Annotated in this window: 36 protein-coding genes and 1 pseudogene; 7 read left to right on the top strand and 30 right to left on the bottom strand. The window is 51.4% G+C overall.

The features are described from left to right. Positions 1-11: 11 nt before the first annotated feature. The 9 genes from PCO85_17405 to PCO85_17365 all read right to left on the bottom strand — a co-directional run bounded on the left by PCO85_17405 (position 12) and on the right by PCO85_17365 (position 5,988). Positions 12-323, bottom strand: coding sequence for a phage tail assembly protein (locus PCO85_17405; GenBank protein WJV52958.1), 312 nt, complete (start codon positions 321-323; stop codon positions 12-14). A gap of 64 nt (positions 324-387) precedes the next feature. Next, positions 388-903, bottom strand: a complete 516-nt coding sequence (locus PCO85_17400) for a phage major tail tube protein (protein WJV52957.1) — start codon at positions 901-903, stop codon at positions 388-390. A gap of 8 nt (positions 904-911) precedes the next feature. Next, a complete protein-coding gene (locus tag PCO85_17395) occupies positions 912-2,084 on the bottom strand; it encodes a phage tail sheath protein (protein ID WJV52956.1) in 1,173 nt (390 codons plus the stop codon). A 127-nt stretch (positions 2,085-2,211) separates the two neighbouring features. Beyond that, a complete protein-coding gene (locus PCO85_17390) occupies positions 2,212-2,634 on the bottom strand; it encodes a tail fiber assembly protein (GenBank protein ID WJV52955.1) in 423 nt (140 codons plus the stop codon). Between the two features lie 2 nt (positions 2,635-2,636). Continuing rightward, positions 2,637-3,605: a phage tail protein gene (locus PCO85_17385; GenBank protein WJV52954.1), complete on the bottom strand. Its 969-nt coding sequence runs from the start codon at positions 3,603-3,605 to the stop codon at positions 2,637-2,639. Beyond that, positions 3,602-4,210 (bottom strand): phage tail protein I, encoded by a 609-nt coding sequence (locus PCO85_17380; protein WJV52953.1) that lies wholly within the window; start codon positions 4,208-4,210, stop codon positions 3,602-3,604. Before PCO85_17380 ends, PCO85_17385 begins: the two co-directional genes overlap by 4 nt. Beyond that, the gene (locus PCO85_17375) at positions 4,203-5,111 is read right to left on the bottom strand and encodes a baseplate assembly protein (protein ID WJV52952.1); all 909 of its coding nucleotides are present in this window, start codon (positions 5,109-5,111) and stop codon (positions 4,203-4,205) included. Before PCO85_17375 ends, PCO85_17380 begins: the two co-directional genes overlap by 8 nt. Continuing rightward, positions 5,111-5,455, bottom strand: a complete 345-nt coding sequence (locus PCO85_17370) for a GPW/gp25 family protein (protein ID WJV52951.1) — start codon at positions 5,453-5,455, stop codon at positions 5,111-5,113. Before PCO85_17370 ends, PCO85_17375 begins: the two co-directional genes overlap by 1 nt. Next, entirely contained in the window at positions 5,455-5,988 is a 534-nt protein-coding gene (locus PCO85_17365; GenBank protein WJV52950.1) for a phage baseplate assembly protein V, read from the bottom strand. The genes PCO85_17370 and PCO85_17365 overlap by 1 nt, the downstream gene beginning before the upstream one ends. A gap of 144 nt (positions 5,989-6,132) precedes the next feature. Here PCO85_17365 and PCO85_17360 point away from each other — a divergent pair, with 144 nt between their 5' ends. After that, on the top strand, positions 6,133-6,444 hold the full coding sequence (locus tag PCO85_17360; protein ID WJV52949.1) for a type II toxin-antitoxin system RelE/ParE family toxin: 312 nt from the start codon (positions 6,133-6,135) through the stop codon (positions 6,442-6,444). A 62-nt stretch (positions 6,445-6,506) separates the two neighbouring features. Continuing rightward, entirely contained in the window at positions 6,507-6,869 is a 363-nt protein-coding gene (locus tag PCO85_17355) for a HigA family addiction module antitoxin (GenBank protein ID WJV52948.1), read from the top strand. Positions 6,870-6,878: 9 nt separating this feature from the next. On the opposite strand, the gene PCO85_17350 is transcribed toward PCO85_17355, so the two are convergent. The 11 genes and pseudogenes from PCO85_17350 to PCO85_17300 all read right to left on the bottom strand — a co-directional run bounded on the left by PCO85_17350 (position 6,879) and on the right by PCO85_17300 (position 12,396). Next, positions 6,879-7,295 (bottom strand): phage virion morphogenesis protein, encoded by a 417-nt coding sequence (locus PCO85_17350; protein WJV52947.1) that lies wholly within the window; start codon positions 7,293-7,295, stop codon positions 6,879-6,881. Further along, on the bottom strand, positions 7,288-7,719 hold the full coding sequence (locus tag PCO85_17345) for a phage tail protein (protein ID WJV52946.1): 432 nt from the start codon (positions 7,717-7,719) through the stop codon (positions 7,288-7,290). Before PCO85_17345 ends, PCO85_17350 begins: the two co-directional genes overlap by 8 nt. Further along, positions 7,682-7,966, bottom strand: a complete 285-nt coding sequence (gene lysC, locus PCO85_17340) for an Rz1-like lysis system protein LysC (protein WJV52945.1) — start codon at positions 7,964-7,966, stop codon at positions 7,682-7,684. Before lysC ends, PCO85_17345 begins: the two co-directional genes overlap by 38 nt. Continuing rightward, positions 7,893-8,258 (bottom strand): annotated as a pseudogene (lysB, locus tag PCO85_17335) (Rz-like lysis system protein LysB). Before lysB ends, lysC begins: the two are co-directional and overlap by 74 nt. Continuing rightward, positions 8,255-8,743 (bottom strand): glycoside hydrolase family 104 protein, encoded by a 489-nt coding sequence (locus PCO85_17330; protein WJV52944.1) that lies wholly within the window; start codon positions 8,741-8,743, stop codon positions 8,255-8,257. The pseudogene lysB and the gene PCO85_17330 overlap by 4 nt, the downstream one beginning before the upstream one ends. After that, complete coding sequence (locus PCO85_17325) at positions 8,736-9,047, bottom strand: phage holin family protein (GenBank protein WJV52943.1); 312 nt, start codon at positions 9,045-9,047, stop codon at positions 8,736-8,738. Before PCO85_17325 ends, PCO85_17330 begins: the two co-directional genes overlap by 8 nt. A gap of 3 nt (positions 9,048-9,050) precedes the next feature. After that, the gene (locus PCO85_17320; protein ID WJV52942.1) at positions 9,051-9,254 is read right to left on the bottom strand and encodes a tail protein X; all 204 of its coding nucleotides are present in this window, start codon (positions 9,252-9,254) and stop codon (positions 9,051-9,053) included. Then, positions 9,254-9,718 (bottom strand): head completion/stabilization protein, encoded by a 465-nt coding sequence (locus PCO85_17315; protein ID WJV52941.1) that lies wholly within the window; start codon positions 9,716-9,718, stop codon positions 9,254-9,256. The genes PCO85_17320 and PCO85_17315 overlap by 1 nt, the downstream gene beginning before the upstream one ends. Before the next feature lie 93 nt (positions 9,719-9,811). Next, complete coding sequence (gene gpM, locus PCO85_17310; GenBank protein ID WJV52940.1) at positions 9,812-10,471, bottom strand: phage terminase small subunit; 660 nt, start codon at positions 10,469-10,471, stop codon at positions 9,812-9,814. Between the two features lie 2 nt (positions 10,472-10,473). Next, a complete protein-coding gene (locus tag PCO85_17305) occupies positions 10,474-11,553 on the bottom strand; it encodes a phage major capsid protein, P2 family (protein WJV52939.1) in 1,080 nt (359 codons plus the stop codon). 15 nt (positions 11,554-11,568) lie between these two features. Beyond that, on the bottom strand, positions 11,569-12,396 hold the full coding sequence (locus PCO85_17300) for a GPO family capsid scaffolding protein (protein WJV52938.1): 828 nt from the start codon (positions 12,394-12,396) through the stop codon (positions 11,569-11,571). A 145-nt stretch (positions 12,397-12,541) separates the two neighbouring features. On the opposite strand from PCO85_17300, the gene PCO85_17295 reads away from it, so the two are divergent. The 5 genes from PCO85_17295 (at position 12,542) to PCO85_17275 (ending at position 17,969) form a co-directional block, all read left to right on the top strand. After that, entirely contained in the window at positions 12,542-14,308 is a 1,767-nt protein-coding gene (locus PCO85_17295; GenBank protein ID WJV52937.1) for a terminase ATPase subunit family protein, read from the top strand. After that, positions 14,308-15,381, top strand: a complete 1,074-nt coding sequence (locus PCO85_17290) for a phage portal protein (protein ID WJV52936.1) — start codon at positions 14,308-14,310, stop codon at positions 15,379-15,381. The genes PCO85_17295 and PCO85_17290 overlap by 1 nt, the downstream gene beginning before the upstream one ends. A gap of 18 nt (positions 15,382-15,399) precedes the next feature. Next, positions 15,400-15,771 carry a hypothetical protein gene (locus PCO85_17285; protein WJV52935.1) on the top strand — a complete coding sequence of 124 codons (372 nt, stop codon included), beginning with the start codon at positions 15,400-15,402 and terminating at the stop codon, positions 15,769-15,771. Between the two features lie 376 nt (positions 15,772-16,147). After that, positions 16,148-17,290, top strand: coding sequence for a DUF262 domain-containing protein (locus tag PCO85_17280; protein ID WJV52934.1), 1,143 nt, complete (start codon positions 16,148-16,150; stop codon positions 17,288-17,290). A gap of 1 nt (position 17,291) precedes the next feature. Next, positions 17,292-17,969 carry an MAE_28990/MAE_18760 family HEPN-like nuclease gene (locus tag PCO85_17275; protein WJV52933.1) on the top strand — a complete coding sequence of 226 codons (678 nt, stop codon included), beginning with the start codon at positions 17,292-17,294 and terminating at the stop codon, positions 17,967-17,969. 31 nt (positions 17,970-18,000) lie between these two features. Here PCO85_17275 and PCO85_17270 read toward each other — a convergent pair whose 3' ends face one another. From PCO85_17270 to PCO85_17225, 10 genes are all read right to left on the bottom strand, one after another. Beyond that, entirely contained in the window at positions 18,001-19,023 is a 1,023-nt protein-coding gene (locus PCO85_17270; GenBank protein ID WJV52932.1) for a DNA cytosine methyltransferase, read from the bottom strand. A gap of 107 nt (positions 19,024-19,130) precedes the next feature. Then, positions 19,131-19,295 (bottom strand): Tum protein, encoded by a 165-nt coding sequence (locus PCO85_17265; GenBank protein WJV52931.1) that lies wholly within the window; start codon positions 19,293-19,295, stop codon positions 19,131-19,133. Positions 19,296-19,464: 169 nt separating this feature from the next. Then, positions 19,465-19,875: a type II toxin-antitoxin system HicB family antitoxin gene (locus PCO85_17260; GenBank protein ID WJV52930.1), complete on the bottom strand. Its 411-nt coding sequence runs from the start codon at positions 19,873-19,875 to the stop codon at positions 19,465-19,467. Between the two features lie 26 nt (positions 19,876-19,901). Then, positions 19,902-20,081: a type II toxin-antitoxin system HicA family toxin gene (locus PCO85_17255; GenBank protein ID WJV52929.1), complete on the bottom strand. Its 180-nt coding sequence runs from the start codon at positions 20,079-20,081 to the stop codon at positions 19,902-19,904. Positions 20,082-20,172: 91 nt separating this feature from the next. Further along, a complete protein-coding gene (locus PCO85_17250) occupies positions 20,173-22,368 on the bottom strand; it encodes a replication endonuclease (protein ID WJV52928.1) in 2,196 nt (731 codons plus the stop codon). Then, the gene (locus PCO85_17245) at positions 22,365-23,279 is read right to left on the bottom strand and encodes a DNA cytosine methyltransferase (protein WJV52927.1); all 915 of its coding nucleotides are present in this window, start codon (positions 23,277-23,279) and stop codon (positions 22,365-22,367) included. The genes PCO85_17250 and PCO85_17245 overlap by 4 nt, the downstream gene beginning before the upstream one ends. After that, complete coding sequence (locus PCO85_17240) at positions 23,279-24,226, bottom strand: Dam family site-specific DNA-(adenine-N6)-methyltransferase (GenBank protein ID WJV52926.1); 948 nt, start codon at positions 24,224-24,226, stop codon at positions 23,279-23,281. Before PCO85_17240 ends, PCO85_17245 begins: the two co-directional genes overlap by 1 nt. After that, positions 24,223-24,801, bottom strand: a complete 579-nt coding sequence (locus PCO85_17235) for a 3'-5' exonuclease (GenBank protein ID WJV52925.1) — start codon at positions 24,799-24,801, stop codon at positions 24,223-24,225. Before PCO85_17235 ends, PCO85_17240 begins: the two co-directional genes overlap by 4 nt. Continuing rightward, positions 24,798-25,022: a TraR/DksA family transcriptional regulator gene (locus PCO85_17230; protein ID WJV52924.1), complete on the bottom strand. Its 225-nt coding sequence runs from the start codon at positions 25,020-25,022 to the stop codon at positions 24,798-24,800. Before PCO85_17230 ends, PCO85_17235 begins: the two co-directional genes overlap by 4 nt. Further along, a complete protein-coding gene (locus tag PCO85_17225; protein ID WJV52923.1) occupies positions 25,022-25,249 on the bottom strand; it encodes a DUF2732 family protein in 228 nt (75 codons plus the stop codon). The genes PCO85_17230 and PCO85_17225 overlap by 1 nt, the downstream gene beginning before the upstream one ends. Between the last annotated feature and the right edge of the window lie 7 nt (positions 25,250-25,256).

Here is a 25,256-nt window from a genome sequence, read left to right as displayed (position 1 = left end):
ATCATCTACCGTCAGTCCGTCAGGGAATCGGACCGGACCGACTTCGGCAACAAAAAACTGACCACCTCGACTGACAGGCTAATCAAGTCTGCCGGGTCCAGTTCCATCACCTCGGCTGTTGTTAATGCCGGTGTGGTGACACGCGGTAAAATGACAGTCAGTGCGTTGACGTCCATTTCCATCAGCGGCTGTAAGCGCGTACCGCGCAGCGCCCCGGCGCTGGGTTTGCGTACCGTGATGTGAGTCAGTGTGGTATCGCCGCGTTTCAGCGGGGTATCCAGCGTGACGGTTTTTTCAGTGGTCAGGGTGTCGTCGTTTTCCATCGTGTTCTCTCGTTATTCCGGGATATCTGAACGCACAGGCCGTTTCGTCTGTGCGGCGTCGGTATTACAGGCCAATGGCAGCGCGGTGTTCCTCCAGCCGGTCTTCACCGCCAATGTTTTCAATCATGTTCAGCAGGTCGATTTCTACCAGCACCTCACCGTTGACGGTCAGCTTGTAGTAGGTGCAGACGGTGGAAATCTTGGTTGTCGGTTTTTCGCCCTGTTTGTATTCGCCGCTGTCGATTTCTTTGTGACGGCCCCGGAGCGCGATTTCTACTGCCCACACCTCGCCCGTGTCGTCACGCTGGATGGAGGCCGTAAAGCGGAGCGGGACACCGTCGGCTTTCGCGGTTCCCAACTGCTTGTAAATCAGCGGCTCCATTCCACCAATTTGCCACTCAGCCTCGAGTGCGCCATCATCCAGCCCCATGTCGATATCTGCGGCCCCGGACATGCCGCCGCCGCGGTATTTCTCAAACTTGCGGGTCAGCTTGGGCTGGGTGAATGACTCCACAATCCCCAGCCAGTTGTTGCCGTCGTTAAACAGGTTCAGATATTTCAGTACGCGTGGTAATGCCATGTTGCTCCTTAGCTGTTCACCTGGCTGGTAAAGTCGATCAAGTAACTGTCAGTGATGCGCTGGCGCAGCATCAGGTTTTCCAGTGGCGGCACTGGCGTGTAGTCGTAGTCAATAGAGAGCTTGCCCGCTTTCAGGGTGTCCTTGTCGTTTACGGTGTCATCAATCCAGCAGTCACCACCCAGCAAATAACCCTGTGCCGTCAGTTCACGCATCTTGGCGCGGATACCTTCGATAATGTCGCGGGCCAGTGAGGGATTCAGCGGTTTATCCACGGCCCACAAGTGAGCCTCGGCCATGGTGTCAGCCAGTACCTGTGCGGTGCGGGTGTAGTTTTCAAAGGCGAATAGCGGATCGTCTGAACAGGTGCGGGAACCCCAGAAGCGGAAGCCGTCTTTGCGGATCAGCGTGGTGACTTCATTCTGGTTCAGCAGACCGGCGTCGGTGGCCGGGTCTTGCAAATCCCAGAACACATCCGCAGAAATGCCGGTGACGCCGTTCACGCCGACGTTGGACAGGGTTTTGTGCCAGCCAGTTTGTTCGTCCAGTTTGGCACGCAGCCCCAGCGCACGGGCGGTAGCATAAGCGGTGGTGTCGGCACTGGTTGTGGTATCCCAGGCGATAAAATCCGGCCAAATCAGCATCAGTTCACGCTGACTAAAATTGTCGCGGTAGGCGATGGCCTCTTCCACCGTCTTGCAACCGTAGGCGCTGATGTAGGCAAAGGCACGCAGACTCTGCGCGATACTCGCGAGCTCTACGGATACCGCCCGGTTGTCATGCCCCGGCACGCCGAGAATACGCGGTTTTACCCCCAGTTGGGCCTGGGCTGCCAGTAATGCTTTCATTCCGGTTTTTTTGCCGTCGGACGTCACGCCGCCGATGATGTTCGTGGTGGTTTCGGCTTCGCTCTCGCCCTGGGCGACACGTACCACTACTGTAACGGGCTTTGCCTGGTCGCCGATGGCATCCAGTGAGTGAGCCAGCGTGCCGGATCCACCCGCTTTACCACTGGCTGTCAAAACATCGGTGATCAATACCGGTTTATTGAGCGGAAAGGTTGCCGCGTCGGCATCGTCGGCGGTACAGACCAGGCCGATAATCGCTGTTGATACGGTGGTAATGGTGCGAGTGCCTTCGTTGACTTCAACGACACGCACACCGTGATGGTAATCAGTTGCCATAAACGGTTCTCCGGTGAGTGAGTAACCGTTATGGTGATGTGACCGGGGCGACTGTGCATTAATCGCTCCTTGTGTGAAGGACAGTACAAGGTTTGTGTCGCGCTCGGCACAAACCACGGCGCTGGGGTTAGTTCTCCGGCACCGTCGGCCAGTCAATATCCGGCGCGGTAGTGGTATTGATGCGACTCAGTAATACCACGTATTTTTTCCACGCCAGTAATGCGGTTTTTTCCTCGTCGGTTGCCAGCTCTAGATCCACTGCGTAGGTGAGTTCCGTGATACGAGCGTTAGCGGTTGCGCGACGACTCAGTAATTCGTTCTCTGCTGTTTTCACTGCCGCTGCGGCAAGTTCTGCTGTTGACAGCCCAGGAGGTTGTACAGCGATGGGCTGTTCAGCCGCGTCATTAAATTGGATGACATTTCCATTAGATTGCTCGTTCAATAATTGTTGATAGTAATCAACGTTAATTTCAACCACATCAGATGGCATCGCATTACCGTGAATGGCGATGGCATAAAAGCCACCTGTAGATTTTGAATAATATGGCATTATCAGTACCCCACAGCCATCCAGTTTATGGTCGGAAACATGTCGGTTCCAGCAGTAGTGTAATACAACGTAGCCCCCGCATTGGTTGCTTTCTCAAACGAGAAGCTGGTATACGCATCACCCGCCAACCCTGTCCGGATCGATCCCGATATCGAACACAGTGCAGCAGGGAACGTGATCGGAAATAAAAACGGTAATATTGTGTACGTATTGGCAGACGTTGAAGTCATGGATAGTGTTCCCCATTGCAGAATCAAGCCGCTCGGCAGCACTTGATATCCATTGTCGGCCAACAAACTTTTAAATGATTCGGAAAAATTCCCGACGACAGACCGAACAAAAGCTGTGGTGGCAATCTGTGTGTTGTTTGTCGCTTGTGCCGGGGTCGGCGCGGTCGGTGTGCCGGTCAATGCCGGGCTGTTAGTCGGGGCGTATTGAGAGTGCGGATTATCAGCGGCAACATGCGCGGCAAGTTGGCTGTCGGCATAGGCCTTGACTTCAATAACCGCGTTATCAACATATTGACGTGTGGCCAACACCACCGCCGGGTCAATTTTCAGCGTCACCGCCTCCGTGTTGCTGACAATCAAAATCATGCGCACGGTCTGGATACGCCCGGAACCTTCCTGTAGCTGTGGTTTATAGGTTTCCGGGCAGTTGGCGATGGCAATCAGATTGTCGTCAGCGTCATACAACCCGATTTCCCGGATCCAGAAGCCGCCTTCGTTTTCCGGTATCACCTGTTCGGCAATAATCTGGTTACTGTTATTGTCATCAACGGTCAGCGAATTGAGCGGTGCCCGGCGCTTTTCGCCAATCAGTTCGGTTTGTGCCGGGTCGGGGGTGGGTAATGTTCCGCCGCCATCGCCAACGGCCATCTGGGTAATATTCAGATAACCACCCAGCATGGTGGCATTTGCCAGTCGTGCCGCACCAATGTGGGTCAACAGTGCAAAATATTTGGTACTCATGCGGTTACGCTCACATTATCAGTCAGATGAAGGGCCACCCCGCGCATATCCGCGCCAGAGACGGTCAGGGTTTCAGGGAAATAGGGGTACACCGTCAGTTCATCGCCGCCGTAACTGCTTGCCGATATTGGCAGTTCTCCGCTGGTATCCAGATTGATGGACAATCCCAACAGGTGACGGCTGAGCGGTTTGGCGTCGGCAATCAATCGCTCCAGCTCAAGAAAGGTTTCCTCGGTAATGCCATTGTCCTGCACGCCAATATCCAGCCGAAAGGTGCCAGGGGCGTCGCCGGTCTGCCACCATTCGGTGATGCGGATCAGGTAGCCGAATGGCTCCACGACACGCCGTAATGCGCCGAGTGTGCCTTTGTGTTTATGAATAAAAAACGCATTTTTTATCGCCTGGCGCTTTACGCTCTCCGGCCAGTGCTCATCCCAGCGGTCAACGGAAAACGCCCAGGCAAGGTAGGGAAGAAATGAGGTCGGGCAGGTATCCGGGTTCCATAACGGGCGTATCGGAACCGGTAACCCGCTGATGGTGGCGTCCACCTGTGCCAGACGGCGTTCTAATGCGGACGAGCCCGGTGGCAACAGAGTGTTATTCATCACTGCCTCCGATGGTTATCTGCCAGCCGGTGCAATATGACGCCTGTGTCTGGTCCAGCACCACATCAACCAGTGGGGCCAGCAGGTTCACACGCTGCACGCCTTCGACATGCAGGGCGGCATAAATGGCTGACAAGCGGATATCACGCCCAAGGCGACGCTGGGCGGAAATGTAGGTCTGCAAACGTTCTTCCGCCGCAATGCGGACCGGTTCGGCTTCCGGCCCTGGATACAGATATAACTGAGCGTCAATCTCATAGTTCACCACCGTAGCTGATTGCACCGTTACCCGGTCAGCGACCGGACGCACCGACTCATCATTCAGCGCCGTTTCTACTACGGCCAGCAGGTCGGTATCCGCAGTGCCGTCACCCTCGCGTGACAAGACGGTGACGATCACTTCCGCCGGTGAGGGGCTGATCGCGCTGGCATCTGATACCCGCCCGTCGGCGCTGACGGCGTGGAATTCATAGGCACCGGTCGGCCCGGCGACACTTAGCCCCTCAAACGCCGCCGGGATGCGCTGGCGCAGGTCATCATCGCTTTCCATGACCGCCTCTACTGGCGGGATAGCGGCGGTATCCGCCGGGGTAATGGTCAGGCGCTGCACGTTATGGTTGGCGGCCAACTGATCTAAATCACTGCCGAGGGCATAGGCCACCATCACCGCCTGTGCGGCTTCGTTGATGCGTTGTAGTAACAGGATCTCCCGATAGGCATTTTCCTGTAACAGTTTGACCACCGGCTCAGATTCTAATGCCAGCGTCGCGGCCACCGCGTCCTGCTCATCCGTCGGGTAGAGGGCAATAAATGCCGCTTTTCGTTCAGCGAATACCGTTTCAAAATCCGGCACCGTGACAATCTCCGGTGCGGACAATTGCGATAAATCAATCACACTCATCAGGTATTCCCCAACGATACGGATAAATTCACCGGCTGGCCGCTGACCAGTTCGGCGGTGACATCAGCGGCCATGCTGCCGTCAAAGGCGCTTTGCAACTGAACCGACGTTAACCGCAGGCGTGGTTCCCAGCGGTTCAGCGCGGTGTAAATAGCGGACATGACTTGTAAGCGCGTGGCGGCATTTTGTGGCTGGTCCAGCAGGTCAAAGACCAGTGAACCGTACTCCCTCCGGGCTAGCCGGGTGCCTACTGGCGTGATCAGAATGTCGCGGACCGACTGACGGATATGCGCGGCATCGCTGATGCGTTCACCGCTTTGCTGATTCATGCCGAGGTAGCGCATTACACTGGCCCTCCGGTATTGCTGCCGCCGGTCTGTACACCACGGTGCTGATGGGTATGCACCACGACGCCATTTGACGACATAGTGCCACCCTGCTGGATGACCGGGCCGTTGATGGTCACCGCTGCATTAAGTGTGAGCGTGTCCGCGTTCAGCACCACGTGTTTTACGCCATCAATCAGCAACTGGCCGGATGCTGGCTCATACTCAAAGCGAGCACCATCGGGGAAGATAGTCACCAGCGCATCATCAGATACGGACGGCGGCGGATTCTCACTGGAGAAAATCGCGGGTAGCACAAAGGCCGTAGTCAGTTCGCCGCCGATGCTCAGTAACAACACTTGTTCCCCCGGTGAAGGTTTCCACCAGGTGCGGGACGTTCCGGCGCGGGTTGTTAGCCAGTTCAGCCAGCCGGTTTGCAATTCGCCGGTTTGTACCCGGCATAACCAGTTATCAGAATCGACGTCGATAACGACGCCAACCCGGATCAGGTTCAGCAACAGGCGCATGATTTCGGTAGTTTCTGCATTCATGGAGATAGCCTGCCAGCGATGAAACGACACATCACGGGCGGGCTATTGTGCGGAGGGTGATACATGCATAGAAATGCACTTGTGCACAGTGCCACTGTGCGTTATAATTTAAGCCATTCATCAGTAAGGACGATAAGGTGACAGATGCAGAAGAGAAGCATCGACAGTTTCCGGGATCAGTGGCTTGAGGATTTTTTTCTATATGGAACGCCACATAAGAAAATCCCTGCGGGTATCGAATCTTCGATGGCGAGAAAACTGGATATTATCAATGCAGCGATAAGCCATCGTGATCTTCGTTCTCCGCCGGGAAACCGATATGAAGTATTAAATCCGCCATTGGGTGAGTATTCATCTATCCGGGTGAATGAGCAGTACCGGTTAATTTTTAAATGGTATGAGGGGAAAGCTTATGATCTGTACCTGGATGCTCATACGTATAAAAAACACAAATGATGATTGGCGGATAGCCTGATATCACAGTAATGAACAAATGTAGTAACCGCTGAGGATGACATATGCAAGCGACACGTAAACCAACAACCGTAGGGGATATTTTACTGTATGAATATCTGGAACCCTGCGGCCTAAAAATCAATGATTTGGCTGACATGCTGAATGTGCATCGCAACACCGTAAGTGCATTGGTGAACAATAACCGTAAGCTGACCGTTGATATGGCATTTCGTCTGGCCAAGGTCTTCGATACGTCCGTTGATTTCTGGCTTAATCTGCAAATGAATGTCGATTTGTGGGAAGTTCAAAACGATAGGCGTGCTCAAGAAGAGATTGGTCGCGTTACCACACTGAATGTGTTACTGGCCAAGAAAGAGGCAGAAAAAAAAACAGGTGGCATAAGTTATCGCGCTAACCATCGTTGAAGCAGTACGTTAATTTTTTTCTCTTTCGTGGTCATTCATCCCCAGCAACTGCCGGGCCGGATACTTCGTGACTGGCCCGCGTTCCCGCACCTTATCCCGTAACCCATAGTGATGTACGCGGGCAATGCGTTGCACCGCACCGGAAAAACCAACTTCGGCCACGTCTGCCGTGGCGGTGGCCTTCAGGTATTTGGCAGTACGCAGCTTGCTGAACATCTGCCGCCGGATACGACCAGGTTTAGTTCGAGCGGAAACCCGTCGGGCTTCAAACGTGGTGCCGTCCGGGTTCTGCTGTAACCGGATGTGGTCTTGCTGTTGTTTGCGCAGGTCGCGGGCAATCTCCCGCATCAGTTTCTTACGCTCGGCCGGGGCCAGCTTTGTCAGCAGAGCCGACAGCCAGCCTTCAACCTGGTGCAAGTCATCCATGTTTTAGCGTCCAGTATTCCTCGGGGTCGCCGGGCTCGGGCAACGCCGCGACCACCTGATTGCCGTCCTGCTCCTGAACCTGAATACGTTCGGTGAGTTTCAGGTCAATGCTGATATCACACGCCTGATGATTAAGTATGTCCACTTCAAAGGTGAACCCTTTCTCCCGGTTATCCGGGTTCGCCATCATGTCCGGCTGATTCTCTCTCAGCCAGTGCATGATAGGCGCGATAAGCAAATTCTGGTCACCGGCAAAATCAGTCACGACAATGTTCAGAGTGTAACGGTATTCCCATGACAACGAGGGGGCCAGCGTGCTGACTACCGTGCCGTTATCGACAAAAATATGCAGGCACTCCGGGTTTTCCCGCAAGTGTTGAACGGCATTAGTCAGTGCGTTTCGTAGGGAGTGCGGTTTCTGCATGTGCGCGTTCCTGACAAGCTATCGTGATGTCTACCTGATCGGCGCAATCTGCCAGCGCCGCTTCGGTTTCATCCAGTTGATTATTGAGTTCGCCGTTGGTCTGTGGGCTGGCTGCCGGAAACCGGCACGGCGTTAGACTGGGACAGCCATTCACGGTAAGCGTGACCGCCGGTGAGGACGGGACGCTGGCGCAACCGGACAATATCAGCAGGCAAAGGGGTATCAGCCCAGCGTTTAAGTTCTGCATTCTCACGTTTTAACCTCTCTATGGTTTTCTGCCGGGCAGACAACGCTGCCTGGTTCTCATTAGCCAGCGCCCGTAATCGGGCCTGCTCCTGATTATTGTGTTCGGCCTGTTCAGCGACGCTTTTCAATTGACTGTTTTTCTCAGTCAGCGCCGTCTCTTGTACCGACAGTGTTTTTGCCTGTTGGATCGTCAGTTGTTGGGCATTGTGCAAGCGCCATGACTGCAACCCCAATCCAGCAATCAGCACCGCCGCCACTGCCCCAATAACCAGCCCTGCCCGCAATATACTCATGCCAGCTTTCCTCCTGCCTGTTGATAAAAGGCAACTAGCCGTTCAAAACCATGCTCATGCTGACCATATCCAGCCCCCGGCAAGGATGCCCAGATATTACGGCACTGAGTGATGGCACAAGCGATACGTCCGGCGATCACATCATCCAGTGCCCGCTGTTCGCGGATAAGCTGAACCGCCAGCGCATCTTGTGAGGCCGGGCCAAAATCGGGCAAGGTCAACTGTGCTTTGTAGTGTGGCCAGTAGCGGTATAACTGCTGATAACGCCCGGCGGCACTGGAGCGTTGCCCCTGTTTGTTAAACACTTTGGCCGGACGACCGTTGGCAAACGGGTGATCGCTATAGTCGGTAAAAATCTCCGGTTTGCCATCAATGCCCGTCACTACCACGTCATAGCCCCGATTGCGGGTTAACGGGTGGTTAGCCGTTCCCTCAGAAAAAGCCAGCATGGTCAGAAAGGCGATCACGTTCGGGTGATTACTCATTATCGGGTTTCTCCTGGCTATCCGTTTTGTCACTCATTTGGCGGGCACGACGCTGGATCAACAGCTCGATAGTCTGATAACCAGCAATCCCCAGCGCGGCCCCGATACCATTGATTGCCAGTGGCGACAGGTCGGGGAATTGCACCAGTGCCACTCCAGCAATCATGGAGACAAAGCCGCCCAACAAGATGCGGCCCACAAACAGCCGGAAGGTGATGGACTCACCACCGGCCAGTACCTTGCCGACCGCAATCAGCACGCCAATGATGAACAGGGAAATAAGACTTTTATCGGTTTCGTTCATAAATTAATCCCAGAGTTGAACAGTTTGCTGTGTGGGCGCAGCGACGACCTCCGGCATATCGACTTCCAGACCGTGCGGCAGAATGGGGCCGACATCAGCCAGCCCTGGATTCGCCAGTAAAACCTGTTCGGTCATGCCGTCGGTGCGTCCGTAGTAACGCCAGCACAGCGCATCAACGGTGTCGTATTGCTGCGCCCGGATTTTCATTAAATCAGCTCGACAATCATGTGCGACAGCGCTTGCAGACGGCTTAAGGCCCAGCGAACATCCCGCCATAAATCATCAATGGCCGGATCCACCGCGTCGGCGCGTTTGTTGCCCGACGCGGTGGAGTCATAGTCGCGGTAACGTTCGGTGAGATTGGCCCGCGCCCAGCACCACACCGCGCGGCGGTAGAGCTGGACACGCTCGCTTTCACCATCCAACTGCTCGGCGGGTACGTCAGCCAACGTGGTGTAACCGGCGGTTTGTTGTTGCTGTCGCCATTCGTACAGTTCGGCGTTAACTTCGGAAATGGCGGTCAGCACTGTCGGGCGTAGCCGTTCCGGTGTGACCGTGCCGTCAGTCCGCATCACATTGCGAAAATCGGCCAGATTAAGATCGGGCCAAAAGCTGGTATTTTTGATGACGTCCGGCTGGCCCGGCATGGACTCAGGTGCAATAAAATTCATGGCATCCTCTGAATAGGTGGGCGGTGGACGGGGTTTTGATGTGGCTGATAGCCTGTCGCTACCCCGTGCCGCCCTGCGCGTGGGCACGTTCGGTTATCCGGCGCTGGCCTTTCGGACAATACGCTCCAGTTGTTCCATATCTTTTTTTACGCCGCATTTGTCGTCGTACTGGTATGCCTGGCAGATATGGTGATAGGCCAGCACAGGGTCATTGTTGTCGCGGAGTCCGTATGCCAGAATTTTGTGTACTTTGGCGCGCACTTCATCAGGCATATCGTGGTCGGCGGTCACGTCCAGCGTGCGCTGTAAAATGGCTACCGGCACCGGCTGTTTCGCGGCATGGTTTTTGGTGATGGTGTCGGCGATTTCTTCCGCCACGGTGCATGCGGTTTGGCGTTTGTAGGGTTTCGGCATCACCAGCCCGTTTTTCATCGCGTAGTCGGCAATGTCCAATGCGCCATCAAACTCTCCCGCATCAATACGCCAGACCATAATGTGCAACAGTACGTCATCCTGCCCACCTTTCCCTGCTGACAATGCCCCGGCAACCCACGGTTGGTAATACGGCAACATCTGGCGTTTCAGGGCGGCTTTTTTAAGGGTCGATTGAGTCCGTTTTAACTGGCGTTTGTCTTCTTCCAGTTTCAGCAGCATCTGGTTATAAGCCGATAAATTTCGGGTGACTGAGCCACCCAGCCGGGTGGACTCCTCAGCCTGAATACGCATCAAGTGACGACGGGCCGGGCTGGTCATGATTACGCCCCCGTCGTACCGGTATCAGTTTTTGACGTTGCCGCAGGCGCATCAAATTTACCGATTTCGATATTTTCAATCAGTGCTACGCCCCGGTAGTCTTCAACCACATAGGCTTCATTCACTGACTCAAAGTTTTCGATACGGTCGCGCTTTGGATTATCAATAATGGAACGGCGACGGGTGTCTTCCTGCCAATAAATGGACAGGTTATCCAGACGGGTGATCAGTAGCGCGTTATCGGGAAAATACGGTGCGCGGATGGCTTGCAGGCCGCCCATGCGTTTTTGACTGATGATCAGGTCAGCCGCGATTTTTTCGCTATTGTCCTGTGCCTTGTTGACCAGCGGAAAATATTTGTCTGACAACAACTTGCGGCCACAAATGACGACGAGTCCGTCATCATCCTGATAAACCGGGTCAATCAGTTCATCAACGGCATCCATGACAATCGCGTCCAGATTGTCATAATGCCCGTCTTTGCCTACCTGGATAGTGGTATGAACCACGCCTTCTTCATCCGTATAATCGGCCATTACATGGTCTTTAGCCTCAGTACGAATTTTTTGCAGCCAGCCCACGTTGACGTCCTGCAACATCGGGTACTTGGCCCGGTCAGAGGTTTTTTCACGCTTCTCGCCGTTAAACCCAATCATGATGCGGTCCAGTGCCTGACGCTGGATGATGGCATTACGGATACGCAACTGAAAATTCTGAAATTTGGCCCACATATCCAGCTTGGCGTAGGTCAGTGCGGTGTCAAAATTCGTCTGTTCACACTTGTATTCCACATCACTGAACGCTGACGGGTCAGTCGGATCACGATCTTTCTCTGCGGTGTTGGTTGTTCCGGCAATCGTGGTGCCAACGCCCAGCCCCAGCAGTTCCCCGGATTGTTCCGCCACCGGCACGACGTTAACCGATGTCAGGAATGCGGCAGATTGTTGAATTTCATCTTCCACCGTCTGGTTGACGGACGGCTCAACGGTAAATTTTGAGCTTAATTCGTCTACGGCCACGCCGTTCAGGTCAGCCAGGCGCGTCAGGAAGGCATTAAAGGCAATTTTCGTCTTCTTTCTCATTCAGATAATGCTCCGTTAGCAGTTGGTTTGATGCTCTGCGGCATAACTGCCGCCGGTTGAAAATGGCCGAGTCTGAGCGCTGCGGTCCTGTTTGTTCAGGTTCTCCGTCAGTACATTGAGGTCATTGGTCTGGGCGTTCAGTTGGGTTTCCAGCGTGTCAATGCGGGTTTTCTGGTCAGAAAAGGCGCTGATTTGTTCCGCCAGTGCCTGTTGTTCCTGTGCGACCAGCTCCACCGCCTGATGAACGTCGTTAAATCGCGCATCGTCAGAGGTTTGCTTTTTGGCGAACAGCTCTTTTACGCGGGAAAACAGACCCGGTTTTTGTTCTTGAATCTCTTCAAACTCAATGACCGTTTCTTCAGCAACGGTAAACAGGTTGTGGGGGTTGTTTTTACGCTGGGCCAGCGTACTTTCACCACTGGTACTAAAACTCAGTCGCTGGGTTCCAAGACTGGCCGGATCATCAGTAACGGCCAGACCGACCAGATAAGCAAAACCAAAATCGGAGAATTCAGGGTCAACTTCCATTGAGGTATAAACCTTCTGGCTCCGCTTGCTCAGTGCGACCAGTTCAGCGGTCGGCTCAATCTCGGCATAAAGCGCCATTCGGCCAGCCAGTGCCCCGTCCTTGATTTCTTCTGCATGTAGCGCAATGACATCGCCATAACGACCAAATGCCCCGTCAGGTGAATAGGATTTGATGTGTTCAACGTTGACCCGCGCGCCATAAACGTCCTGATCATAGTTCTCCGCCATTTGCGTTAACCATTCGCGCTGAATTTTGCGGCCATCGGTGGTCGCGCCTTCAACGCCAATACGAAAACGCTTTGATTTCGTTGCCATTCGTCAGGCTCCAATCAGTGAATAGGTGTTCTGAGCCTTTATGGTTGCGGGGATGGGGCAGAGGAAACAACGCACGGGCATTGTGCAGCGTGGGACACAATCGGCGGGAGCAGAAAGGCGTTGCGGTGGACCGTAGTCTGGCTGCATGGAAACGACAGCACAAAATACCGACCTCGATCCCCGCCGTCAGGCCATGTTCCTGTGGTTTCAGGGATTACGCATTGCCCGCATTGCTGAAATGCTGGGTGAGAAACCCGCCACCGTACACAGTTGGAAGAAGCGCGACAAGTGGGGCGATTACGGCCCACTGGATCAGATGCAACTGACCACGGCGGCGCGTTACTGCCAGTTGATTATGAAACCGCAGAAGGAAGGGAAAGATTTTAAGGAAATCGACCTGCTGGCTCGGCAGGCCGAACGACACGCCCGCATCGGTAAATACCAAAACGGCGGCAATGAGGCGGATTTAAACCCTAACATCGCCAGCCGGAACAACGGCCCACGCAAAACACCGGAAAAGAACCTGTTCAGTGACGAGCAGATCGAGAAGCTGCAATCCCTGTTTCACGATCAATTGTTCGACTATCAAAAAGCATGGTGGCATGCCGGTAATCAGCACCGTATCCGTAATGTACTGAAATCCCGTCAGATTGGGGCGACCTACTATTTCGCCCGTGAAGCCCTGATTGATGCGCTGATCACTGGCCGTAATCAAATCTTTCTGTCGGCCAGTAAAGCACAAGCGCATGTGTTCAAAGGGTACATTCTGGATTTTGCCCGTGAAGTGGATGTTGAACTGCGCGGCGACCCGATGACGCTCAGTAACGGGGCAACACTGTATTTCCTCGGCACCAACGCCAGGACGGCGCAGAGTTATCACGGCAATCTTTATCTGGATGAATATTTCTGGATCCCCAAATTTCAGGAACTGCGCAAAGTCGCATCAGGGATGGCGCTACACAAAAAATGGCGACAGACCTATTTTTCTACGCCATCCAGCCTGACACATAGCGCGTATCCGTTCTGGTCTGGCGCGTTGTTCAATCGTGGCCGCGCCAAGTCGGACCGAATTGATATCGACCTGACCCATTCACACCTTGCAAAAGGTGTGCTCTGTCCGGACGGTCAATATCGCCAGATTGTCACCGTGGAAGACGCGGTGCGCGGTGGCTGCAATCTGTTCGACCTCGACCAGTTGCGGCTGGAATACAGCCCACCGGATTATCAAAACCTGTTGATGTGTGAATTTATCGATGATCTGGCGTCGGTCTTCCAACTGTCCGATTTGCAGGCGTGCATGGTGGATAGCTGGGAAGTGTGGGACGACGTGCAACCGTTGGCGATGCGCCCGTATGGTTATCACCCCGTATGGGTTGGCTACGACCCGGCAAAAGGGAATGCCAACGGTGACAGTGCCGGGTGCGTAGTGATCGCGCCACCGATAGTACCAGGTGGTAAATTTCGCATTCTGGAGCGCCACCAATGGCGCGGGATGGATTTTCGCGCCCAAGCTGAATCTATCCGCAAACTCACAGAGATTTATAACGTTACACATATCGGCATTGATACCACCGGGATCGGCTATGGCGTCTATGAACACGTCAAAGCGTTTTTCCCAGGCGCGAAAGAGTTTGTCTATAACCCACTGTTAAAAAATGAACTGGTACTAAAAGCCTATGATGTTATCAGTCACCGGCGGCTGGAGTTTGACGCGGGACATACTGATATTGCTCAGTCGTTTATGGCTATCCGAAAATCTGTTACCGCCAGCGGTAATCGCCCAACCTATGAAGCCAGCCGCAGTGAAGAAGCCAGTCATGCCGATCTGGCGTGGGCCACTATGCACGCCCTACACAATGAACCACTGGAAGGCGTTACCGCCACCAATACCAATATCGTGGAGTTTTTCTGATGTCTCGCAAAAAACAACGTCTGAACCGCAATCCCCCGGCACACACCATGACCCAACAGGGCGTGCAGAGTGCTACCGAGATATTTTCCTTTGGCGACCCTATCCCGGTACTCGACCGCCGCGAGTTGCTGGATTATCTGGAATGCATCCACAACGGGCGCTGGTTTGAACCGCCGATCAGTTTTGACGGGTTGGCGCGCACGTTCCGCGCTGCCACGCACCACAGCTCCGCGATTTACGTTAAGCGCAACATCATGACCAGCACGTTTATCACTCATCCATTATTGAGCCACCAGGCATTCAGCCAATTTGTGCAGGATTTTTTAGTGTTCGGCAACGCGTATCTTGAACTGAGAAAAAATCGCCTGGGTAAGCCGCTGGCACTGGTCCCCAGTCTGGCTAAATTTACCCGACGTGGTATCGATTTTGAAACCTATTGGTTTGCGCAATACGGGTTGAATTCTGAGCCATACTCCTTTGAAACTGGTGCCGTATTTCACCTGTATGAACCCGACCTTAATCAAGAGGTGTACGGTCTGCCTGGCTATCTGGCGGCCATTCCCTCTACATTGCTGAACGAAGCCGCCACACTTTTTCGCCTCAAGTATTACCGAAACGGCAGCCATGCCGGATTTATCATGTACATGAGCGACCCGGCACACAATCAGGAAGACATCAACAATATCCGCACGCAGTTGAAGCAATCGAAAGGACCGGGTAATTTCCGTAATCTGTTTATGTATTCCCCAGCCGGGAAGAAAGACGGTATTCAAATCATCCCGCTTTCGGAAGTGGCGGCAAAGGATGAGTTTCTGAATATCAAGAATGTCAGTCGTGATGACATGCTGGCCGCGCATCGGATACCGCCGCAGATGATGGGCATTATCCCGCAGAATACCGGCGGGTTTGGTGATGTTGGCAAAGCCAGCAAGGTGTTTGTACGCAATGAATTGATACCACTACAGTGCCAAATGCTGGCACTGAATGATTGGCTGGGTGAAGAGGTGATCCGGTTTGAGCCGTACAAACTAGATATTGACGACAGCAACTTGTCTGTGTCTATTTCCAAGTAATTAACGGGGGTCGACCTGATGGGATGGATTGGTGTTGATTTGGATGGCACGCTGGCCCAATACAAAACAGGACAAGGTGCAGCCATTGGCAAGCCTATTGCGCCGATGGCTAAACGCGTAAAGGCATGGTGCAAGGACAAAAAAGAAGTGAGAATTTTTACCGCACGCGCGGAAACCTTGAAGGGCAAGCGAGAGGTAGAACGCTGGCTGAAGGATAATGGTCTGCCTGCGCTGGCCGTCACCAATATCAAAGACAGTAAAATGGCAGAGCTGTGGGACGACAAAGCGATAAGAGTTACCAAAAATGCAGGACACCCCTGCAAAGGATGCGAGAACAGCAGCGCATTCCATCAACATGATAACCCGCCCGATTACTTTACCAACTGCTAACCCTCAACCGCCTAACGGCGGTTTTTTATATCCATTGTAAGCGCCTCAAAGCCTCATCACACGTGGCAACTGTTTATTGATGTTGTTGCCTTAACCACGTCGCTATAGCACGCTGACGTGCGGGAAATTTGCGGCGAAAAACGCTATTCAACCCCATCCGCGCGCGATCATGACCCCGCCACGCCTGCCCGCTTAGTGTAATAGTTTTCATGCAGGTGCATGATATAAGCAAAAGCCCGCCAGTCCTGGCGGGACGAATGCAAAATAATCTTTTTACGATCATTCATTTTCATGCGCAAAATGGCATTTTAATGCCCTCATCCTAGTGTGCTATTCTGCGGATAACTACACTGTTGCCAATTCAAAAGGAGAAAAAATGGACATTATTGAGATCAAGACTCAACTTGAAAAGGTAGACGATCCCAAACAGCGTGCTTCGCTACTTTCAGAATTAGAACTATCTAAGCAAAGGGCAGAGGAACAAATACGTGATGAGCAAAGAGATGTCGACTTTGAAACTAAAGAATTCACAGTTGAACTTTTAGTAAACAAATATCACAGTGGCCTTGAAGACGATGCTAATGAGCTATTTGTCCCTGATTATCAAAGAGATTTTGTTTGGAATGACAAACGACAATCTCGTCTTATTGAGTCTTTAATTCTTGGCTTTCCTATTCCATATATTTTTACAGCAGATGTTTTGTCTGAAGATCCTGAACTTGATGGTCGTATTGAGATTGTTGATGGCTCCCAGCGTGTCCGTACACTGCACGCTTTCGTTCAAAGCCAGCTCGTTCTACAAGACTTGAAATCACTGAGTGCCCTAAATGGTTTTACATTCAAAGAGCTACCTTTATCTAGGCAACGCCGATTTATGCGTATTCCTGTCCGAGTTATTGAGCTTAGTTCAAAATGCAGTGAAGAAACTCGACGAGATTTATTTGAACGAATTAACTCTGGTAGCGATATCCTTAAAGATATGGAAGTACGTAAAGGTTCTGAGTTAGGTTCAACTAACCTATATACGAAAGTAATAAAACCTTGTTCTGCAATAGAAGTTTTTAAAATACTTGCTCCATTATCTGAGGCCAAAGAAAAACGCGATGAACGATTAGAATTCACATTACGCTTCTTTGCATACCTCGAAAACTATCAAAACTTTGATCATTCAGTGCGTGATTTTCTAAATGATTATATGGCAGCAAATGGTTACCTTGATGAGTTAAAACAAAATTCAATGAATGATGAGTTTCATAAGGTTCTTAAATTTGTAGAAATGTATTACCCTGCCGGTTTCAGAAAAACTGTTAGTGCAAAATCAACTCCACGAGTTAGATTCGAATCACTGGCTGTAGGAACAGCCTTAGCGCTACGAAAAAAGCCCGATTTAACACCAAAAAATCTCGACTGGATAAATTCTGAAGAATTCAAAAAGTTAACTACATCCGATGGTGCTAACAGCCGGATAAAAGTAACTGAGCGAATTGAATACGTACGCAATAAACTGTTAGGAGATTAACATGGAGAGTTTTCGAGAGGACTTTGATAACAGGTCAGGAGAAATCCTAGCCTATCTAGACCTTTTGAGATTTATAGAAAGTGCTGGGGCAGAAATTGTATCATCTGATAAAAATGATAAATTTTCGATAACCGCTGAAGCCAGAAAAACCCTAAAAGGCACAGTTTATATACTCCTTTACAACTTAATTGAATCATCAATGAGAGAAGCTATATGTTTTATTCATGACACTATTTATTATAGAAATATTGCATTTGATGATTTAAAGGATACGTTAAAAAAAGAGATACTAAAAAGATTAAAACATGACTCAGTTAATGTTGAAAAACTCATAGTTAGTTTAACTAAAGGAATCTCCTGCGGTATATCTATAGGTACATTTAACAAACAAAAATTATTTTCTGGGAACATTGACAAAGATGAAATAAAAGACAAGTCGGCTGTCTATGGTTTTTCCATATCAACTGATTATAAGCATACTAAGCACGGAGAAAATCTAACCTTAGTTAAACAACATCGCAATGATTTAGCACATGGTAATGTATCATTTTCTGAAATTGGCAAAAATGTCTCATACCAAGATTTAGAAAATGTTTCCTTAGAAATTATTGCTTATCTTGACGGGGTCACGAAAAATATTGAGCAATATGTCAATACGAATGGATATCTTGCACCGTAATAATAAAAAGCCTATTTTTACAGGCTTTTTATTAACCTACATGGGCTAGAATTGACTCGCCAATGACCTTACCCAACTCGACTGGCACAGCATTACCAATCATTTTTCCAATACTTCTCATAGTCAACTTTGAACTATCATCATAAAATATATAGCTCAGAGGGAATGTCTGAAGCAAAGCCGCCTCTCTTAGAGAAATAGCTCTATTTTGTTCAGGGTGACCAAAACGCCCATTGCCAAATCCATTACATAACGTTGTTATTGTTGGACTTGGTTTATCCCAAGACATACGCCCGTAAACACTAGCGTATCCTTTACCAGTTGATTTTATATGACAGGCAGCTATTAATTCTTCAGGCCAGTCCTTCCAAGTTCCGCCGGGGACTGAGTGCATTATCCTTTTTTTATTAATTGAACTTAACTTGCTTGCTCTATGCAAAGAATCGCAAGGATCTATCTGCCCATCTTCAAGAGGAGGGAGCTTACCAATAACATCTCTAACGGTTTTTAAGGATATATTTTTGCGCTTAATTAGTTTAATTTCACCTAATTTAGAGGCCAAAAGCACATGTCTAGAGCGATTCTGAGGAATGCCATATTCAACACAATCCACTCGCCCAGCCCATACCTGATATCCTAAAGACACCAATGCATTGTAAAAATCATCATACACTTTATGTTTCGTAACATCTGGGACGTTTTCCATCGTTACTATTTCTGGTTCAGTTTCACTAATTAGTCTTTCAAATTCATAAAGTAAGGGCCACTTTTTATCATTCTTCTTGTCTCTTCCTTGAGTATATTTTGAAAAGGGTTGACAAGGTGCACAACCAGCCAAGACCTTAATATCTGCCCCTGCGTAAAGTGAAGATAAATCCTCCTTAGTTACTAAGGTAATATCTCTCTCAATAAATTTTGCAGTGTTATTTTTCTCATATGGAAAGCGGCATTCGCCTTCTAGATCAATTCCTGCAACAACGTCTAATCCAGCCTTTTGAAGGCCATGGGTTAAACCACCTGCACCACAGAAGAGATCTACTACCTTTATAATCATCACACACCCCAAGTACCCACTGCCAATATTATACAATTCTTTGTACGCAAACTTGAGCTTTTTCACAAAACCTTAGTAAGGTACTGTTATATAAAAAACAGAACTAGCTAACTCTCAAGAGGATTGGCGGAAAAGATTATGGAGAATTGCCGGTTACGGATCACTGCATCACTAGCTATTTCAGCAATAAGGTTAAGCGCAATCTCTCGATCTCGTTCCTGACATACACCTGCGGTTGTCAGGCGCGCAATCAGCTCCACACGTTCTAACATTACACGCTCATCTAACTCTTTATCCACATTATCTCCCTTGCGAATACTGTATATAAACACAGTATATACATAACATTTCAAATTGTGAATAGTGTAAATATTAATTATCAACGGCCTGACCAAAAATAAAAAAAACCGCCGAAGCGGTTTTTTACGGTGAGTGGACAACCTAGCGAATCACTGTGATCCGCTCCAGCGCAGCCTGTGCAAGAAAACCAGATCGGCTTTTAAATTCGGGATGGGAAGCAACAACACGATCAATACGGTCAATCAATACCTTTGGCAACGTGACGTTGATTTTTTCTGCGCCTCCCATCAGGCGGGAGACATCAACATCAACTAACGCCCATGTATAACCCGCATACTCCGGATTTTTCGCCAGATCCTGAACAGTGGAAACAGCAGGAATATCGCCCCCCGTCTCAATCAACAACTCAATGTGACCGGTAATAGCTTCTTTCGCGTTGCTCATTGCTTCATCAAGAGCATCACCAGCAGAAAAGCAACCCGGCAGATCGGGAACAGTCACACCATACGCGTGTTTTTCGTCGCCTGGCTCGATAGCAATTGGATACAACATATTTAGCCCCTCTCTGTGAAGCGGGGTTAAATCCCCGCTTGCTTCCTGATGCTTTTGACTGTGCCTATTGGCAAGTCCTTTTTAGGGTGTGGGATTGTCACCAATCCCGGTTTAGTCGGGTGAGTAAAATGGTGATGACTACCGTTAACCCTAACCAGAACCCAACCATCCGTTTTTATTTCTGCTATTAGCGTCTTGCTATCCATCCTTTCACCCGATCACCTTACGATAAAGTTATTATAACCCTAATAACCCCGATAAACAACCAAGATAGAGTTATTGGGGTTATTCCATTCCTCACCACCCCCACCCGTCCACGGACTCTGACGGCAACCGAATATCTTCGCCATCCACGCGCAGGGTGGCACCGCGAACCAGCGCTTCACGTTCCTGACGACTTGTTTCTATTCCTCGCCGCTGCAAATCAGCCTGAATCCGGGTTAACTCCAGACGTTGTACCATGGTTAAACGTGCCGACGGTGATCGCGGCGGGGCCGTTGTTGGATCGGTATTCTGTTGTAGCATGCGTCGCCGTGTTATTTGCCCTCGGGCTGCGACTACCAACGACAGCACAGCGCCTTCATCATTCCAGTCAATCGGTATCGGGGGCGGCCCGGAAAACGCCGTATTGCCCTGATTTTGTGGGTTAACGCGGCGATTTTTCTCGGTGCTGCCGATGCCCGATCCACAGTTATTGACAGGACTCCGAGACGCGGCAGAGCCGCTTTTTAACGGCAAAACCTCAACGTCAACGGCCTTTGGGACGATGCGCCATTCATCGGCTCGGGTGGTAAATACCTGGCCGGCGCCATAACGCGGCGAGAAGATCCCGACCACTTTTTGCACTTCTTCATCGTAGCTGTTGAGGTTGGCGGCCAGGGTACGCGCCACGCGGACAGTTTGCTGGTCACGCGGCACATTCGCGCCGCCCTGGGCTTTCATGTAGGCGGCAAAATCTCCGTCATCGGCGGCAAAACGGACTGCCTCTACTTGTTCGTCAAATTGGTCGGCCAGCGAACAGTCACGGATACGACGGCACTCGCGATACGCACCCATTGTCGGGATACCAATCGGGTGAAATTGAGGGATACGCCACGTTGCCGCCCAGGCGGTAACGGCGGACGCCGCGTCCTTCAACGGTTTACCGGTTTCACCGTCCAATTCGCCATCCAGCGCGTAGCCGTCAATATTCTTGGCAATGTATTTGGCGATATAACCTGCGGCCCCACCTTTGTTCAGGTGCTTGCAGTCAAAGCGGTTTTCCTGTGCGCCGGGTTCGTCGCCATCGTCTTTCAAGGCATAGCGGCGCATGATGTCGATAATCTGCTGACGCTGCCCTTTTTCACAAAACAGCATCATGTGCCAGTGCGGCGTTCCGTCGTGATGTGGTTCAACAACACGCATCCCATACACCTGTAGATCATTATCTTTAAACGCAGTGCGCATTAGCCCCCACACCCGCACCAGGTAGCGCTGCCCGTCTTTCGGCGTGAAAGCTTCCCGGTCCCAATTTTGGTTAAACTGCACTTTCCGGGCTTTGCCGATCACTCGCGTCGGGTGATATTTGGAGGGTGTCGTAAGGGTGATAAACATGCCGACGTCATTCTGTTCGCTGGCATAACGTTCAATACCGGCGATAGTGCTCATCAACTCCATGCGCCGGATCTCCGGGTTAGAGATACTCGCCATCACCTTGTCTATCAGGTCGAAACGCTCCCCGGTAGCGACGTTCTCCACTTCGAAGCTTTTCAGGAATTCAAGGTTGGCAAGGCGGAGGGAATAGACTTCGCGGATCGCTTGTTTGCTGGCGTAGGGTGATGCGTCCTTGTTGACCTGGCCGATAGCTATCAGGAAGGCTTCACGCCAGCGTGTACGCTGGGCTTTCAACTGGCGCTCCCACCACTCCTCGTTACACAAACGAACCAGTGCGGCAAAGGCGCTGCGCATATCCAATTTTCCCCGGCAATACTTGCGCCAGTGCAACGGCCTGACGTTAAATGCGCGGCACATCCCGGCGATTTTGCCGTACAGGTGGCTTTGCGCTTTGTGGGTAAACAGCACCGCATTATCCGGGCCATGTTCCGTTAGATAGTCATCACTCAGCCATTCGTAGTTTTTGCTGACTTGCCGGGCAATGCGACGGGCAAACTGTTTTAAATCTGGGTCGGTCATGTCTGGCAGATGGCGAAAGCCGTCGGATTCATCCAGCACCCGGCGCAGATCAACCCCGTGGCGCAGATTGATAGCCTCAATCCGTGGCCACAATCGGCGCTCAACGGTCAGCACCAGATAACGAAAGGCGGCAGCTAATCCCTGGGATTTTTTCAGATACTCGTAACGGCTGCGGAAGCGGGCCGCCAGAAAGCGCGGTAAGGTATGCAGGCGGGATAAAACCGCTTGCCCCTGAAGGATTTCTTCACGGGTAAGCGCTCTTTCATCGGGGCCAATGGCGGGGCGAGGAGCGTTCCACGGATAAGCCCATTCTTGATTCACACGGACGCTCTCACAGCTTCAATAATCCGCTGCATGGCAACAGGCGGCACAGCATTTCCAGCCAGGTGAACAGTCATGCGGTGGCTATGCGGCGTGACATACGATGACGGGAAAGACATCGCGGCCATTACCTCACGCTTTGTCACCATCCGCATGCGACCACCATCAACAACAGCCCAGCGATCACGGGTTGTAATTGTGCCTATTGGCCTGTCAATTGAGCGCCCCGAGCGTGTGTTTCCGTAGTAACTAAAAATGAATCGCTCGCCGAACTGCCGGCGACCGTTTTCGATACGCTCAAGCGTTGATATCGCACGACCCGGACGATTTATCAGTGACCATTTTCCGTCATCAAAATCAATGAACGTCGCGGCAGAAACATGGCTGACGTGTGGCAGATCGAGCAATAGCGGGGAGCGACTGCGAGTGCAGATCAGAAACAATCGGACGCGATTCTGAGGAACCCCCAGATCAGCACAATCAACAATATGCGGCGATAGTGCATAACCCAAAGCCTCCATTGCCGTCGACCACGCCGGATATAGCGTCCAGCTCAGAAATTCAGGCACATTCTCAACAATCACCACTGACGGCCTGTGATATTCTGCTGCTGACACAACAGCCCATGCAGTCGAGCGACTTGCATCATGCTGCGGATTTCCGGCGGCTTTTCCGCGCGCCCGGCTATGCCCTTGGCAGCACGGTGACGCCATCATCAGATCGTGCGCAGGAACAACGGCCCAGTCCGCTTGATGTAAATCCTGACAGACATGATGCGTATCTGGATGATTAGCTCGGTGATAATCAACTGCAACGGGCCAGTGATTTGCAGCCCAGACAACACGCGCACCGGCCATCCGCGCGCCTGTTGATGAGCCACCAAATCCGGCGAAAAGATCAATAACATCCATCAAAAACACCTCCGCACCTCCGTTTCACCCTGCGCAGGCGCAGCCATATCCAAACCCCACCACAGCGGAACGCAGTACGGGCACACCCCACAGCCGTGGCCGTCACACCCCAGCACGCCGATCACTTCCTTGGCGGCGGCACGGGTTATGGCACTTGCACCGGCCGACCGCTGCACGCTGATTTCATGTAGCCCGAAATGCCGGTAAATCTCGCGTGTGGCTGGGGTGTCGCTGTTTGAAATCACGCACTGGATGCCGTGCTGACGGTTTGCGTCCAGCAATGCATCGGCCAGCGACTGATGGTCGGCAACGGTAAAGCCGCCGGTGTGGTATTGCGTGAAATTCGCCGTGTCAGATGCGGGCAGATACGGCGGGTCACAGTAGATAGCCGTTCCGCGTACAGCGAACAGAGATAGCGTGTGTTTGAACGATGCGGAGATAAAAATAGCGTGTGTGTCGCGGGCCTTTTCGGAAAACAGGCGAATTTCATTTTCAGGAAAGTAGACGCTTTTATACTTGCCAAACGGCACGTTAAAGCCGGTCTTCTTGCTGTAACGGCACACGCCGTTATAACAATGGCGGTTCAGATAGAGGAATTGCGCAGCGCGTCCAATATTCTCCAGCGTATGCGCACACATACGTGCGGATCGCCTCTGAGTGTTGAAAGCTGTGCGAATTTTGCCGTAGCCCTCGGCATTGTTGAATTTTTCAAAGATTTCCTGCGCGGCTTCGATAACCAAATCCGTGTGGCTGGTTACGCAACGATAGAGGTTAATAAGATCCGGGTTAATATCGGCCAGTACATAGCGGCGGTAATCCGTATTCAGGAACACCGACGCACCGCCGACAAACGGTTCAATCAGGCAATCAGCGGCGGGCAGGTGTGGCAGCAAATCGGGTAGGACGCGGGTTTTACCCCCCGCCCATTTGATGAACGGACGGATCATTTGGCACCCCCGGCCGCAGAATGAATTTTCTGCCAGACGGCAGAAACTAGCGCAACCTGTTGAATGGCGTCATCCAGAGCGTTATGTTTGACGCCAACAGTTTCCGCCGTACCAATAAAACACCCCATGTCCATTACGACAAAACCGATTTCCTTCATCGTCCGTACATCACGTTCATTCCAGTAATTCCAAGGAATATCGGTATCGGTACGCTCAAACGCAGATTTCAGAATTTCGCAATCGAAAGATGGACTATTAGCCCAGACTCGCAGCGTCTTCAGGTCATCGGCGTTATCTGTCAACCAGTCGCCAAGACGGTTTACGGCATCCCATACAGGAATAACGTCATCGCTGACCAGCTCCGCCCGCGCCTCTGACGACTGCCTCAACCACCATTTAATCGTGTCGCCATCGGGGACAGCACCGTTCTTCATGTCATTTTCAAAATCGACACGGCAATAAAACCTATAATTCAGTGCGCCCGTTTCTGGTTCAAAAAACACCGCCCCAATTGATGCCAGCGGCGCATTTTTATTTTTTCCCAGCGTTTCTAAATCAATCATGACGTTATTCATAAATTCCCCCGATAATGTTTATTTTTCAGCTCAGTGACTTCCTGACAATTCACACACAAGGCGACGCCCGGAATGGCAATGCGGCGGGCTTCCGGTATGGGTGCGTCACAACTTTCGCAGACAAACGCAGATACCAAACGGCCCAGCGGTTGCCGGGCTTTCTGAATCTGGTTTTCGCGGATCAGTTCTTCGCGCTCTTGCGCCATATCCATCAAATCCATTAGCGCAGTTCCTGTGCAGAGCGTTCAAAACACTCCGCCTCGATACGCAGCAGTTCGGCGACCTCTTTGCCTGACAATTCATTTTTCTGGATATGAATAGCCAGTCTGTCCAGTCGAGCCGAAACATACAGGTACTGATTAGCGCGTTCATCCATCCGGGCTTTATTCAGCAGAGATAAAAAACCGTCTGCACTAACGTCTGTTTTTCTTGTTTCGATATTTCTCATCGCGGTA

Origin of the sequence: Prodigiosinella aquatilis, assembly GCA_030388725.1 — a bacterium.
Classification (GTDB): domain Bacteria; phylum Pseudomonadota; class Gammaproteobacteria; order Enterobacterales; family Enterobacteriaceae; genus Prodigiosinella; species Prodigiosinella aquatilis.
The sequence above is the reverse complement of the archived record's forward strand: the minus strand, read 5'-3'. Positions and strand labels throughout refer to the sequence as shown.